This is a genomic window from Tessaracoccus caeni, from assembly GCF_029211185.1.
Lineage (GTDB): Bacteria > Actinomycetota > Actinomycetes > Propionibacteriales > Propionibacteriaceae > Arachnia > Arachnia caeni.
The window spans coordinates 218124-232362 of record NZ_JARGDO010000002.1 but is presented as its reverse complement, the minus strand read 5'-3'; the positions used below and the strand labels follow the sequence as shown (position 1 = coordinate 232362).

The window sequence follows — 14239 nt, the reverse complement described above, 5'->3', positions numbered from 1 at the left end:
CGGTCACGAGTTATGACCGAAAACAATATCGAGGGCCAGGGCGTCAAGCGTCGCTCTGTCGTCAAGGCCGCTGCATGGGCTGCGCCCGTCGTCGCTGTCGCTGCCGCGGCTCCGATGGCTGCCGCGAGCGCCGAGCAGGCCACCATTTCGGTGGGCACTGGCACTTCGATCGATGGCAACTTCGGCACCGGCGCGGTTTCCGGCACGCTCGGTGGCCACATCCAGATCAACAACATCGTCGGCTCTGCCTGGGAGACCGGTGTGCTGTCGTCCGAGTCCGACGTGCGTGACGCCAACGGCCTGACCGCTACGTGGAGCAATGGCTCCCTCGCCGGCCAGCCCGTCGCCGCGGGCAGCTTCGTCAACACCATCGGCGGCATCGCGTGGGCGGTCTCGGTGACCACCTCCGCCACCCGCTTCTTCATCCTCTCCACCGCGCCGTCGCAGACCGCTCAGGCCACCTTCCCGGTTCCTGCGGTCAGCTTCTCGGGCACGGCTCTGGGCACGGCTCCGAACTTCGACACGGTGCAGGCGCGTCAGCGCATCCGGGTTGCCAACGTCAACGGTGGCAACTGGTCGACCCGTACGATCCAGGAATGGCCCAGCGGCGACTGAGCGATGCTCAGCCACAAGGCCTGAATTGGGGCGGCTCCTCTCGAGGGAGCCGCCCCAATTTCGTGTTTCGGTATCGAAATCGAAATACCTAGACTTTTGTCTAGATAAAACCTCGACTTAAGTCGTAGTGGTTGAGGAATATATGAAACGGGCCTCTCCCGGCCGCCGCCGGAACGCCCGCTCGCCGGCCTTCTTGCCGAGTTCTTGTGGTGTTGGCTTCCTGCTAACATAAGGCGGGGTGGTGGCCGAACGTTGGGCTACGCCCTTGACCATGGGACTCAGCTCCCGTGCGTAGAGCTCTAAAGCGGTAAGGGAAAATGGAACTCCGAGATTATCTTCGTATCGCGCGTGCCCACTGGCTAGGCGCGTTGCTGTGTGTAGTGGCAGGCCTCGTGCTCGCCTTCGGGTGGACCCTGCTCCAGCCGAAGGTCTATTCGGCGGACGCCAATGGCTACGTGGCCTCCGCGGAAACCGGGAAGACGGACAGCAGCAGCACCTATCTCGCCGACACCCTGGCGAAGTCCAAGGTGAAGTCGTACGTCGAGTTGGGATCGTGGCGCTCCGTCGCAGAACACGCGATCAAGGAGCTCGGCCTCGACGTGTCGCCGGAGTCGCTGGTTGGGCGCGTGTCCGTGTCGAATCCCGCCGACACCGCGATCATTCAGGTGGAGGCCACGGGGCCGACCCCGGAGGCCGCCCGTGACCTGGCCGGCGCGTGGGTTCGCGGCATGCAGGCCGAGATCGAACGACTCGAGAGTGGCGAAGGGGAGAACGGTGTTGCCGCGGTGCGTCTCGACGCCGCCGACTCGGCGCGCCTGCCCACCTCTCCCTCGTCCCCCAACGTGAAGTTCGCGCTCCTCATCGGCGCACTGATCGGACTGGGCGTCGGCGTGGGCTACGCCTTCCTGCGTTACACCCTCGATCGGCGGGTTCGTTCGCCCGAGGCCGTGGAGAAGGAGACCGGACTCACGGTGGTCGGCACGATCCCCGAGGAGAAGGCCTTCACCGACGAGAGCAGGCTCATCCCCTACGGCGGCATGGCCCGCACGGGCGGCAAGGATGGCTACCGCCTCCATTCCATCTCCGAGGCGCTCCGCGAGTTGCGCACCAACATTCAGTTCATGGACGTGGACAACCCCCCGAAGGCAGTCGTCGTCACCAGCTCGTTGCCCGGCGAAGGAAAATCCACGACGGCCGCGAACCTTGCGATCACCATGGCTGCCAACGGGCAACGCGTGGTGCTGATCGACGGCGACCTTCGTCGCCCGATGCTGGCGACCATCTTCGGCTTGCCCGGAGACGTCGGTCTCACCGATGTTCTGGCTGGCCGCGCATCCATCGAGGATGTCGCCCAGTCCGTCGGCCCCCACGGCAACCTCCTGGTGGTGGCCGCAGGAAAGATCCCGCCGAACCCGAGCGAACTGCTGGGCTCCAGGCGCATGCATGACCTGGTGGCCGAACTCAAGAACGAGGCTTTCGTCATCGTCGATGCCCCGCCGCTGATCCCCGTCACGGATCCCTCCGTGCTGGCTCACAACACCGACGGCGCGATCGTCGTCGCCCGGGTGGGATCGACCACCATCGATGCCCTCCAGAAGGCGCAGAACAACCTCGACCGCGCCGGCGGTCGGGCCCTGGGCGTGGTGCTGAACCGTGTGCCGACCAAGGGACCGGGCGCCGCGTACTACGGCTACCAGTACTCCGGGGACTACTACGGCTCAGCGAGCGAAGAGTCTGAGCTGCCGGAGGTTCTGCCGGAGCCGCTGTCTCCTGGCGCGGACGAGACGGCACTGCATCCCGATCCCGCACGGCGTGCGTCAGGAGAATGATCGAGCACGGTCCGCTCCCGCGGGCCGGCGAGGGCTGAGCAGGGCACTAGGGCATCCCCTGGTGCACCTGCTCGCCGCGTTGTTGGTCGTCGCCCTGGTGCAGGCCTTCTTCGTCAAGATCTACCAGGTTCCGAGCGTCTCCATGGAGAACACGCTCCTCCCCGGTGATCGGCTGCTCGTCAATCGCCTTGCGTACACGAGCGAGGATCCGCAGGTCGGTGACATCGTGGTATTCGAGCGGCCGGATGAGTGGCGGGGCGACGCTCCGCAACGGGGGACGCTGCGCACCGTCGTCGGCTGGTTCGGCGACATCTTCGGATTCGGCCCGTCCAATAGCGATGCCCTGGTCAAGCGCGTCATAGCGGGGCCGGGGGACACCGTCTCGTGTTGCAGCACGGAGGGAAGTCTCGAGCGCAACGGTCAGCCGATCGAAGAGGACTATCTCGGAAGCGATCTTCCCTTCGAGCCGGGGATCCTCGACTGCGAAGACGGGGAACGATCGCAGCGCTGCTTTGCGCCGCTCACGATCCCGGACGACAACTATCTGATGCTGGGCGACAATCGCGCCAACTCCAGCGACGGGATCAGCCTGTGCCGAGGCGGCGAGGCCGATGACTCGTCGGGCTGCGCGCGCTTGGTGTCGCGCGAGGACATCGTCGGCGAAGTGTTCTTCGTGGTGCTGCCGCTGAGCCGGTGGGGCGCTCCGCAATAGCCGACTGCGATCAGGGCGCGATCACCTCGGCGAGCGCGTCGTCTTGCAGCGCCGTCAGGAACTGACGGACATCGCCGTCGACCTGATGGGGCTCGAGCCCGACGTGAGCCGCCACGGCGTCGACGAGCTTGGACGCCGTTATTCCCCGTGCAGCGGCGAGGATCTCCCAGATGACCGCCGCGGAGTCTTCGAGGGCTACGGGTGCCGGATGGAACAGGTCGGAAAGGGACAAGGCGACGAACCGTTCGCCTGAGTTCGTGACCGCCACGTCGTCACGAACGCGCCAGGCCGGCTCCGTCTCGAGCACGCCCTCGTCGAGAAGCCCTCGGACGGCATCGGAGACCGCGGCTGTCGCGTCCACTCCGTCGGGCGTCCCGTAGGCCGACTCGGCGGCCGCCGTGAGCTGGTCGAGATCCGACCCGTTGGCCGCCAGCCAGAGCGCCGGTCCGATGCCGGCGATCACCCTGAAGGTGGCACCGGCAGGGAGGTCGGGTTGAAGGAGAGCGACGCGGTGGGGGTCGTCGAAGGTCAGCGCGTCGAGGTACGCGCCCCGGTAGTGTCCTGAGACCGATGAAACCGGCGTGGCGTGGAAGCCGGCCGCCGGCAGCGCGACCGGTTTGGCGGCCTGGAACAGTGGCGCGAGCGCGGCGGCCAAGGATCCGGCCTCGCGGTAGGTGATTCGCCGGATGCCGCCCGTGGCGTCGGCGTGAGCCTGAATCCGCCGTAGGGGGTCGGGCAGGTCGGCGATGTAGCTGGTCTGTGCGACGAGCTCCTCCAGCACGTCTCCGAGGTCGCACTGCTCGACAATCGGCTCGGCGGGCCCGTCGGTCCGGCGGTCAAGAAGAACCAGCGCTGCCAGCCTGAGTGGTGCCTGGGGGAGGGGATTCAGTGATAGTTCGGCGGGCGAGCGCTGGGCCTTGACGCAGCCCGCGTCCTCGATCACCGACAACGGCTTGCGGTAGGCGACGACCGTGCCGTCGAGTTCGATCCCGACCGTTTCATCGGAGACGTATCCGTACTCACGAGCCAACGTGCGCGCGGCCGTCGTCTTTCCCTGGCCCGACGGGCCGATGAGCGCCACGACGTTTCCGTTCGAGTCGGCGACGCCGGCGGCGTGCAGCATCCAGAGCGGTCCTCGACGGGCCTCCAGCGCCGCAAAGGTGACGTGCTGCGATAGCACCGACAGCGCGTCCTCGAGCGGGATATTCGAGAGCACCGGCACCGTCAGGTGTGCGACCGGCAGCGGATCTCCTGCCTCGGACCTGGCTCCCGACCACACACGCTCCACCTCTGCCGCGCTCTTCGCGGAGAGGCCCGACGTGTCGATCCGCACAGCGCACCCCAGCGCGTTGAAGAGAGGAGCATCGGTCACGGGGGCAGTCTAGCGGTACCCCCGTGGGTGTCGCCGGTCATCTGCCGACTCGGGGTGCCCGGTCGCGGGGAAAAGGTAGTTCGTGCGGGGTTGGGTGATGATGCTCACGATGGCGATGCCGAGCAGCGCTCCGGAAGTGTTGGCGAGCACATCTATCACTTCCTTCGAACGCGGAAGGAAGAGGCCTTGAATCTGCTCGATGGTGAGCGAGACGAAGAACGCCAGCACCACCCAGACCCATCGGCGGACCCAAGGCCATAGCAAGAGCGCCAGGATCGTCGGCACGGCGAAGAGAACGATGTTGAGGCCCGCCTCGTACCACGTGGGCGTGACGCTCTTCGGAATCCCGAGCCGTTGGCCTGCCCAATGGAACCAGGTCACCACTCGCCACAGCAGGTTGCCGACAGGCAGCAGGACAAGGCCGAAGAGCCCAACGACCGAGATGGCAAGGAGGGCATAGACAAGGTGGCGTCGGCGAAGCCAGGTCATCAGAGGCGATTCCTCGTGTGTGGAACAAGCGACGGGTCGATCCTCGTGGTCTCATCGAAGGAGGCCCCGCCATATCGTCTTTCCCTGGGGTCTGGAAATCACCGACAGCCTATCAGCCGACCCAACCAGCGCCTCGGACGAAAGGCGCCGTCGTAGCCGTTCGAGAGCGGCGGGGCCGCTGGGACCACCCCGACCGTTTCGCCGACGACGGGGTACGGCAGACTTCGCCCATGCGTTGGTTGGCATTGGTGGGTGGAGTCCTGGTTCAGATCGTGCTCGGTGGCGTGTACGCCTGGAGTCTTTTCGGGCGCGCGCTGCAGGCGCCGGAGGCGATGGGACTCAGCCACGTGCTGGCCGCCGTGCCGTTCGAGACGGCCATCGGGATGATCTTCGTCGGGGCATCCATCGGCGGCCGGCTGCAGGATCGCAGCAGTCCGCGGGTGGTCGCCTTGTGCGGCACAGCGATCTACGGGGCGGGCATCCTGCTCGCCTCGCTGGCCCGCGATGCCGGCGACTATTGGCTGCTCGTCGTCGGATACGGCCTTGTCGGAGGCTTCGGCCTTGGCATGGCCTACATCGTTCCGGTCGCGCTGCTGCAGAAGTGGTTTCCGCAGCGTGCTGCTGTGGTCACCGGCCTGGCCGTCGGCGGTTTCGGTTTCGGCGCGACGATCACCTCGCCCGTTGCCCAGCACCTCATCGACCGCGCACCGGAGACTCCGGCCGGCGCGTTCGCCGTTCTCGGAGTCGGCTATCTGGTCGCCGGGCTGCTTGGGTCCGCAATGCTGATCAGCCCGCCGGCCTCAGCCGCAAGGCAGGCGCGCGAGGGCGACTTCACCGCACCGCAAGCGCTGCGCACACCGCAGTGGTATCTCCTCACCGGCATCCTGACCGTCGCCGTGATCGCCGGCATCGCCCTGATCTCGATGATGGCCGGTGCCGCGGTGGACGTGGCGGGTCTGAGTGCGGGGGCGGCCGCCGGTGCCGTCGGAATCCTGGCCCTGTTCAATGGCGGAGGTCGAATCATCTGGGCCGCCGTGGCGCAGCGGGTCGGTCAGCTGCCCGTGCTGACGGCGATCCTCGCCATCGAAGGCGTCGCGCTGCTGGTGCTGCCCCACACCACGGGCGTGTGGTTCCTGGTTCTCTCGGCCCTGGTCTACCTCTGCTACGGCGGTGCGTTCGGGACCATGCCGTCGACGGCCGGCCGCTTCTTCGGACTCACCCATGCGGGCGCGATCTATGGCCTGATGCTGGTGGGCTGGAGCCTCGGCGGCGTCGTCGGCCCGCTGCTGGCGTCGTCGTTGGTCGGGGAGGTGGGCAACTACACCCTGGCCTTCAGCGTGATCGGGGCCCTCGCCGTGGCCGGCGTCGTCCTTCCGCTGGTCACTCGAGCCCCCCGGACGCCCACCGCATAGAACGCGCGGTGAGGCGGTTATCCCTCTGATAGGGCTTTCGGCGTATTGCCGATCGGCCCAACTTTCCGCCACAATATATGGATAATCGGCTATCCCCACCTAGACGAAGGTCTAGGTGGGGATAGCCGATCGGCATAACCGGTGGTTATCCCATAAGGCGAGTATTGGCTTTTCTTTGGGTGAATGAATTCACAGTCGGCATTCTTTCTTCCGGTGGCTGTTCTGTTCGTCGACTATTTATCCTGAATATGGAAAAAAAGGGTTGTGGTGGGCGCTGGTCGCCGTCGGCCTGGTCGGCACGTATCGCTACCAGGTCCCAGATAGTGCCGTTGACAAGGTGTTTTAGTGTGTATGGCCGAGCTGAGGTAGGCGTCTTGCCCTGTGTGGTGAGCGCTTCTGAGCTGGTGAAGCAGCGCCCGACCGCCCGTCGAAACGCCGCCTCGTGGGTATTCGGATGACCTTGGGTCGCTGGCCCCCACGTCGCTTTGTAGTAGTCCGCAGTGTTCGCAAGCACGATTTATTCCGAGCCGTGGTTAATAAAAACCGGACGTTGCACAATTCATTTATCTCAATATGCTGAGCGTCATGAAGTCTTTTGGGGAGTTTTCATGGGGTAGCCGGATCCTTCGGGTCCTGGCGGTCGTTCTTCTAGCCTTTTCGCTGCTGCCGGCGCAGCAGGCCGCTGCGGCGCCCAAGGCGCCGCAGAAGGTCGCGGCCGTCTCGGTGAGCAAGGATGCCCTCGCACTCACCTGGAGCGCGGTCGCGGGGGCGACCAGCTACAAGGTCTCCTACTCCACCTCCTCGTCGATGAAGAGCGCAAAGTCCGTCACGTCGAAGTCGGCCTCGGCTGAGCTGAAGAAGCTGAAGTCGAAGACCACCTACTACGTGACCGTGGTGGCGAACACGAAGAAGGGCAAGAGCGCCACGTCGAAGAAGCTCAAGCTGAAGACGGCGTCCACCAGCGCCGCGAACACCCACCTTTCCCCTGCTGGGCTCAAGGTCACGAGCACCAAGGCTGAGGAAGCGAAGATCAGCTGGACGTCGCGGGGCTCCGGCCTGACCTACCACGTGTCGGTCGCCACGAAGAGCTCCTTCTCGGGCGCGAAGAGCTACTACGTGAAGGGCACCAGCACCACGGTCAAGAAGCTCAAGGGCGATGCCACCCACTACGTGCGGGTTCGGGTCGTCTCCGCCAAGAAGGCGGCGCTCAGCGGGTACTCGTCGTCGGTCAAGGTGAAGGTCAAGGCTGCGGCCAAGCCGAAGCCCGCCCCCGAGGTGAAGGCGCCGGTGGTGCAGGCTCCCGTGGTTCAGGGCCCCGAGGTGATGAGCCCGCCGGTGGACTCCGAGGTGAAGCCCTCCACCCCCGACTCCGTGGGCAACGGTGGCCCCGCTGAGATCACCGTCGCCTCCTACAACGTCGGATCGAAGACCCGTGACGCCGACACCCATCCGTGGGAGCAGCGTCGCGACGCCGTCGCCAGCACCATCAAGAGCCAGGCCCCCGACGTGATCGGCCTGCAGGAGGCCTCTCAGGGCAAGTTCGAGGGCGTGGACCTCAGCCAGGCCGAGGATCTGGTGAACCGGATGGGCTCGCCGTACAAGCTGGCCAACACGGCTCGGTACAACTGCGAGAACGCCAAGTCCCCGTACATGTGCGTGCCGATGTACCGCGGCGCCTCCAACAGCCAGAAGATCGCCTACAACAGCGACACCGTCGAGGTGCTGGGCAAGGGCTCCGTGAAGACCGTCAGCCTGAAGACCCGCTTCGAGGAGGAGCGCTACGTTGAGTGGGCCCTGTTCCGTCACCTCGATTCGGGCAAGCAGTTCTTCTTCGTCAACGTTCACCTGGATCCCGACAAGGATAAGAACACCATCGACATCCGCAAGAAGCAGATGGATCAGATCCTCGCCATGATCGCGGAGAAGAACCCCGGCAAGCTGCCGACCTACATCGTCGGTGACTTCAACTCCCACAAGTGGACCGAGGGAGGCAACCTGCCTTACGACCGGATGCTCTCCTCGGGCTACGTGGACCCGCTGGGCAACTCCTACATGTCCACCAAGACCACCGAGGGCGCCACGGTCAAGAACCGCATCAACACCCAGTTCTCCAGCTTCAACGGTTGGGACCGTATCGCTCCGCAGAAGGCGTTCGTCAACGGCATCTACCTCGACTACATCTTCACCAGCAAGGGCATCGAGGTTCCCGAGTGGGAGACCGTCGTGAACGTCGACAAGAACGGCCGGTTCGTCGGCACGATCCCGTCGGATCACAACATGCTGAGGGCGACCACCGTCATCAAGTAGGCAATCCTCTGCGACCCAGCGGATAAGGGGCGGACGTTCGAACGTCCGCCCCTTCGCCATGCCGCGGTTTGTCGCCCACGGCCTCCCTTTGGGGATAGCGTGGAGTATGGATAAGCCGGAGTTGAGGTTCGCCGTCGCGATGAAGGGCGGAGTCAGTCTGGCGGTCTGGATCGGCGGCGCCTGCCGGGAGCTGACGCTCCTCACCGCGGCCGATCCCGCCTATCGGGAGCTCACCTCGCACCTCGCAGGAGTGAAGGTCGACGTGATCTCCGGCAGCAGCGCGGGCGGACTGAACGGGGTGCTGCTCGCTCAGACCGAGGCCTATGGCGCCGCGTTCGATCACCGCACCCGCAACACCTGGCTCAAACTGGCCGATCTCGGCGCGCTGGCGCGGAAGACCTCTGACGAGGTGCCGTTGTCCCTGCTGCGCGGGGATCACGCCTTCTATCCGCTTCTCGCCGAACAGATGCGCGTTCTGGCGCCGGATGGAGATGGGGGTGGGCACGGCAGGGTGCGCTTGCTCGTCACCACCACGCGCGTGCACGAACGACCGCGGGAGCTGTATCCGACGGTAGGGCCGCCGGTGCACGCGGCGTCCTCCGTCGCGTGGTTCTCCTTCACGTCGCCGATGGGCGGCCCGGCCGCCCAGAGCCATCACATCACGGCCGAGCCGGATTCGATGCGGCGCCTCGCCTACGCCGCGCGGTGCACGTCGTCCTTCCCTGGTGCTTTCGAGCCGGGGAGGATCGATGTCGGTGCCGGGGCGACGCCCTACCCGAGCATGGCGGGCTGCTGTTCCGAGACGGGGGCCGACGACGACGGCCGGGGCACCGTCGAGGTGATGGATGGCGGGGTGCTCGACAACATCCCGATCGCCTGGGCGCTGCGCGGCATCGCCGCCCAGCCGGCATCCGGCCCCGTCGACCGATGGCTGCTCTATCTCGACCCCAGTCCCAGCAGCGACCCGATCCGTCGCGAGCGCACCCCTGCGGAGATGCTGGCGAGCGCCTCGCCTGTGGGTTTCATGCAGCTGATCTCGAGGGCGAAGAAGGTGATGGGAAGCGTCGAGTCGCTTCTCGACGACGGCGCGGAGCTCGCCGCGGCTGGTCGCGCCACACGTGCGGCGGAGGCCGCTCTTCGCGTGGCGACCAGCGTCGGGCCGGCCGATCTCGATGCGGCGTGGCAACGCATCGACGAGTACGCGCTGGAGAACGGCCGAGCGGAGGCCGCCCACGTGCGGAGGCTTCTCCTGAACCCCGAGGGCGTCGCGTCCGGAGACCCACTGCCGGTCCCGCCCCCACTCGCGGGGAACGGACGGGAGAGGATCCCGGCTTTCCTGCGGGCGGCGACCGACGATCAGCACCTGGTGCTCGGCAGGCCGACGGGTGGCTGGGCCTCGTTGGCGGACGTGGGTGCGCTGGCGACCACGCCGCTCGTCGCCGCGCGGGCTCTGACGGTGTTGTTGCGCAGCATCCAGGATGTCGAGGCCGCCGCCGACGACGATGGCCCCGGTTTCCGGGCCGCCAGGCTTCGGCTCTACGCGGTGCGCGACGTGGTGGAGCATGTGGTGGCGCTTCGGGATCGTCATCTGCTCCTCGCCGCGGAGGAGACCACGTCCTTGACCCAAGCCCATGCCCTCGCCACACAGCGGGTGGCGCGCGATCTCTGCCACGCGGTGGACGGCTGTCCGCCGCGGGATCTTCTCGATACGCAATGGTGGCGCGGCCTGCTGGCCCGGCTGCCCAGCAGGGCCGTGGCCGGCAGCCTTGACGCCCCCACATCGGAGGCCCCCTATGGAATCCTCTGGGACGGCGTGCTCGCCTGCCAGGAGAGCGTGATCGCGGTGGCGGTGATGCGCGACCTGGTGGCCGCGACCGCTCACTGGAACGCCGACGTGCTGGGGGCCAGCGAGGTGCTGACCGGGGCGTCGCGTCCCGATCCGTTGTCCAGCCCCAGCGACCCGGCCTTTGCGGTGATCTCTGCCGCCGCGCCGTCGCCGTTGGCGGGCATGTTCTGGGACGATGCTGCGACGCTCGAGCCCGATGACCTGCCGGGTCGGAAGCTCTGCGGCAACGAACTGTTCAACTTCGGCGGATTCCTGTCCGCGCGGTGGCGGCACCACGACTGGATCTGGGGACGGCTCGACGCGATCCCCACAATCATGGCGGCTCTGCATCACAAGCGCCCCGATGCCGACGACCCGTTCGCCGTCGAGGACGGCCGACGGGTGTTCCGTGACGGGTTCGGCGTCTCCCTCGGCGACGAGCTCTGGGTCGCGACCGGTCTGGAGGCGCTCTGGGCAGAGGGTGCGAGCCCGCGCAGGTGTCGCATCGCCGTCTGGGCGGCTCGGCGTCAGCTGGAGATCCTGCGCGAGGAGCGGGCGTTTCGCGTCGATACCGACGAGCCTCCGGCCGACCTGGACTTCGGGCCGGTCGATGCACCTCCGGCGGTGGGCGGCGACACCGCGGACGCGTGGCTGGACCAGACCCGGCGGATGGCGGAGCTGGGAGCCGAGAACCCGATTCATCTTCTGAGCCGCCCGTCCTTGCGCCGCACGCTGTTGCGCTTGGGGCTCGGCGCGTTCCGCGGCCTGACCGGGCTCAAGCCCGTCGATCAGGGGCCGCCGAGCAACCCGGCGCCGCCGTCGGTGAAGACGACAGGGGTGTGGGCGTTCGTGCTGCGCGCGCTGGTGGGCCCGTTCGTCGTGCCGCCGCTGTTGTTCAGCCTGACCTCGCCGGTCCTGGCGCTGGTGGCGACGGTGTTGAGCTACGTCAGTCTGAGCTTCGCGGTGGGAAACTGGGCGACGCCCGTCCATCTGTTGTTCATCCCTGCGCTGGTGCTGGCGGTGGTCGGGATCGTGTTGCGCGGCTATCGGAGCCGACTCACGGCCTTGGCAAAGGGGGTGCAGCGCGCCGCTTGGATCTCGGCCGTCGGTTTCGTCGGGCTGTGGCTGCTCATCCGGGCGGCTCGGCCCGACCTCAGCACGCTCGGGGACGCCGGTCCCTGGGTGGCCGGGCTGCTGGCCACCGTCGCGTTCCTTGCCACTCAGGTCGACGCCGCCGTCGACGCGCTGTCGGGGACGCAGCGAGGGGGAGCCAAGCAGGCCAAGACGCTCGCGGTGCTCTTCAGTGGGGCGCTCGTGACCGGTCTCGCCGTCGCGCTCCTCGCCCTGGTGGGAGCCCCGGCTCTGATCGTCCTGTACGCGGGTCTCGGATCAGCCCTGCTGACGCTCTACTACTGGACCGGTCTCGGCGTCGCCCCGCCGATCGCATACCCGGTTCCGGGAGGCTCGAGAGCTGCGCTCTGAGCACGGACCCGTCTTCGCGGTACGGTGCGGTATGGCCGACATCATGTTGCAGGTACCTGGGCAGGAGCCCCGCGAGGTCAAGCTCAGCAGTCCGGACAAGGTGCTGTGGCCCGCGCACGGCGACGAGGATCCCCTCACCAAGCGCGAGCTGGCGGACTACCTCCTGAGCGTCGCGGAGCCCTTCCTGCGGTTGTCGGGGGACAGGCCGATGACGCTGCAGCGCTTCCCCGACGGGATCGAGGGTGAGGAGTTCTTCTCCAAGCGCCCGCCGCGAGGGGCGCCGTCGTTCCTGCGCACGGTGATGTGCACCTATCCGTCGCGACGACGTCACGACCAGCTGGTCTTCGACGAGCCCGCCGCGCTCGCCTGGGCCGCCCAGATGGGTACCATCACCTTCCACCCGTGGCCCGTGCGCACCGCCGATGTGAACAATCCCGACGAGCTGCGCATCGACCTCGACCCGCAGCCCGGCCGCGACTTCAGCGACGCCGTCACCGCCGCCGTGGCGCTGCGCACGCTCATGGCCGAGCTGGGGCTGACGGCCTTCGCGAAGACCTCCGGCAACCGCGGGGTGCACGTCTACGCCCGGATCCGGCCCACGCACGAGTTCCAGGACGTGCGGCACGCGGTGATCGGCATCGCGCGCGAGCTGGAGCGCCGGCTGCCGGAACTGGTCACCACCTCGTGGTGGAAGGAGGAGCGCGGCGAGCGGGTGTTCGTCGACTTCAACCAGGCCAACCGCGACCGCACCATCGCCGCCGCCTACTCGCCCCGTCCGCTGCCGGGGGCGCCCGTCTCCACACCGCTCACGTGGGAAGAGCTGGCCGACGCCGACCCCCGCCGCTTCACCATCCGCACGGTGCCGACGCTGCTGGCTGAGAGGCCCTGCCCGTGGGCGGAGATGGACGCCGAGCCCGGCGAGATCGGGGCCGCCCTCGCCCTGTGGGAGGCCGATCTGGAGCGCGGCCTGGGAGAGCTGAACTTCCCGCCCGACTATCCCAAGATGCCCAACGAGCCGCCACGGGTGCCGCCCAGCAAACGAAAGGCCGACCGCGCCGAAGACGACTACATGGCACCCAAGGCCGAGCGCGACGCCGAATGGGGCACCGCGATCGCCCCGCCCTTCGGCCCGATGCTGGCCAAGGCCGTGAAGAAGCTGCCTGCCGGCGACTACTTGTTCGAGCCCAAGTGGGACGGCTTCCGCGCCATCGTCTGGCGCTCCGGCGACCAGGTGGAGATCGGCTCGCGCAACACCCGCCCCATGACCCGTTACTTCCCGGAACTGGTGGAGGCCATCGTCGCCAACTTCCCCGACCACTCCGCCATCGACGGCGAGATCGTGATGATCGACCCCGAGACCGGAGACCGGCTGAACTTCGACGCGCTGCAGCAGCGCATCCATCCGGCGGCCTCCCGGATCAAGAAGCTCTCCACCGAGATGCCGGCGAGCTTCGTCGCCTTCGACCTGCTCGCCCTGGGTCAGACAAACTACGCGGAGAAACCGTTCCGTGAGCGCCGGGCCGCGCTGGAGGAGGCGCTCCGCGACGCCAAGCCGCCGGTCTTCCTCACCCAGGCCACCTCCGACGAGGACGAGGCCATGCGGTGGTTCGACAGCTTCGAGGGTGCCGGGCTCGACGGGGTGATCGCCAAACCCCTCGATGAGCCGTACGCCGAGGACAAGCGCGTGATGTACAAGCTCAAGCACGAACGCACAGCGGATTGCGTCGTCGCCGGCTACCGGCTGTACAAGGACGAGACGGACGCCATCGGCTCGCTGCTGCTGGGCCTCTACGACGAGGACGGGCAGCTCAACTCCGTCGGCGTGATCGGAGCCTTCCCGATGGCGCGGCGGCGCGAGTTGTTCGAGGAATTGCAGCCCTTGGTCATGGAACTCGACGAGCACCCCTGGGCTGGGCAGGCGGAGCAGCGCACGCCCACGTCGTCGGCCCATTCCCGCTGGAACGCCAAGAAGGATCTCTCCTTCGTGCCGCTGCGCCCGGAACGCGTCGTCGAGGTGCGCTACGACCACATGGAGGGCATCCGCTTCCGCCACACCGCGCAGTTCGTGCGCTGGCGCCCCGACCGGGAACCGGCGAGTTGCACCTACGCCCAGCTGGAGGAACCGCTGAGCTACGACTTGGCGGAAGTCCTCTCCATCCACGCTCGTTGAGGTGCGGTGCCACCTCACGGGTCTTC

The 14239-nt window shown here is 67.2% G+C and carries 9 protein-coding genes; 7 read left to right on the top strand and 2 right to left on the bottom strand.

From position 1 onward, the window contains the following. The first annotated feature begins 12 nt into the window (after nucleotides 1–12). From P0D62_RS03185 to lepB, 3 genes are all read left to right on the top strand, one after another. The gene (locus P0D62_RS03185) at nucleotides 13–615 is read left to right on the top strand and encodes a hypothetical protein (protein ID WP_275701170.1); all 603 of its coding nucleotides are present in this window, start codon (nucleotides 13–15) and stop codon (nucleotides 613–615) included. A 317-nt stretch (nucleotides 616–932) separates the two neighbouring features. After that, nucleotides 933–2444: a polysaccharide biosynthesis tyrosine autokinase gene (locus tag P0D62_RS03180; RefSeq protein WP_275701169.1), complete on the top strand. Its 1512-nt coding sequence runs from the start codon at nucleotides 933–935 to the stop codon at nucleotides 2442–2444. A 61-nt stretch (nucleotides 2445–2505) separates the two neighbouring features. Further along, a complete protein-coding gene (gene lepB, locus P0D62_RS03175; RefSeq protein ID WP_275701168.1) occupies nucleotides 2506–3156 on the top strand; it encodes a signal peptidase I in 651 nt (216 codons plus the stop codon). Nucleotides 3157–3166: 10 nt separating this feature from the next. On the opposite strand, the gene P0D62_RS03170 is transcribed toward lepB, so the two are convergent. Together P0D62_RS03170 and P0D62_RS03165 are read right to left on the bottom strand one after the other, a co-directional pair. Next, entirely contained in the window at nucleotides 3167–4528 is a 1362-nt protein-coding gene (locus P0D62_RS03170) for a PqqD family peptide modification chaperone (protein ID WP_275701167.1), read from the bottom strand. A gap of 9 nt (nucleotides 4529–4537) precedes the next feature. Continuing rightward, on the bottom strand, nucleotides 4538–5017 hold the full coding sequence (locus P0D62_RS03165; RefSeq protein ID WP_275701166.1) for a VanZ family protein: 480 nt from the start codon (nucleotides 5015–5017) through the stop codon (nucleotides 4538–4540). A 230-nt stretch (nucleotides 5018–5247) separates the two neighbouring features. On the opposite strand from P0D62_RS03165, the gene P0D62_RS03160 reads away from it, so the two are divergent. From P0D62_RS03160 to P0D62_RS19090, 4 genes are all read left to right on the top strand, one after another. Continuing rightward, nucleotides 5248–6429 carry an L-lactate MFS transporter gene (locus P0D62_RS03160; protein WP_275701165.1) on the top strand — a complete coding sequence of 394 codons (1182 nt, stop codon included), beginning with the start codon at nucleotides 5248–5250 and terminating at the stop codon, nucleotides 6427–6429. Nucleotides 6430–7014: 585 nt separating this feature from the next. Continuing rightward, nucleotides 7015–8736 (top strand): endonuclease/exonuclease/phosphatase family protein, encoded by a 1722-nt coding sequence (locus P0D62_RS03155; RefSeq protein ID WP_275701164.1) that lies wholly within the window; start codon nucleotides 7015–7017, stop codon nucleotides 8734–8736. Between the two features lie 106 nt (nucleotides 8737–8842). After that, entirely contained in the window at nucleotides 8843–12043 is a 3201-nt protein-coding gene (locus P0D62_RS03150; RefSeq protein WP_275701163.1) for a DUF3376 domain-containing protein, read from the top strand. 31 nt (nucleotides 12044–12074) lie between these two features. Continuing rightward, nucleotides 12075–14213 carry an ATP-dependent DNA ligase gene (locus tag P0D62_RS19090; RefSeq protein WP_319946978.1) on the top strand — a complete coding sequence of 713 codons (2139 nt, stop codon included), beginning with the start codon at nucleotides 12075–12077 and terminating at the stop codon, nucleotides 14211–14213. Nucleotides 14214–14239: the final 26 nt, after the last annotated feature.

Excerpts from the sequence above, each read along its gene's own strand:
- P0D62_RS03160 (WP_275701165.1), top strand. The coding sequence starts at position 5,248 with ATGCGTTGGTTGGCATTGGTGGGTGGAGTCCTGGTTCAGATCGTGCTC.
- P0D62_RS03180 (WP_275701169.1), top strand. The coding sequence starts at position 933 with ATGGAACTCCGAGATTATCTTCGTATCGCGCGTGCCCACTGGCTAGGC.
- P0D62_RS03155 (WP_275701164.1), top strand. The coding sequence starts at position 7,015 with ATGAAGTCTTTTGGGGAGTTTTCATGGGGTAGCCGGATCCTTCGGGTC.
- P0D62_RS19090 (WP_319946978.1), top strand. The coding sequence starts at position 12,075 with ATGGCCGACATCATGTTGCAGGTACCTGGGCAGGAGCCCCGCGAGGTC.
- P0D62_RS03150 (WP_275701163.1), top strand. The coding sequence starts at position 8,843 with ATGGATAAGCCGGAGTTGAGGTTCGCCGTCGCGATGAAGGGCGGAGTC.
- P0D62_RS03165 (WP_275701166.1), bottom strand. The coding sequence starts at position 5,017 with ATGACCTGGCTTCGCCGACGCCACCTTGTCTATGCCCTCCTTGCCATC.
- P0D62_RS03185 (WP_275701170.1), top strand. The coding sequence starts at position 13 with ATGACCGAAAACAATATCGAGGGCCAGGGCGTCAAGCGTCGCTCTGTC.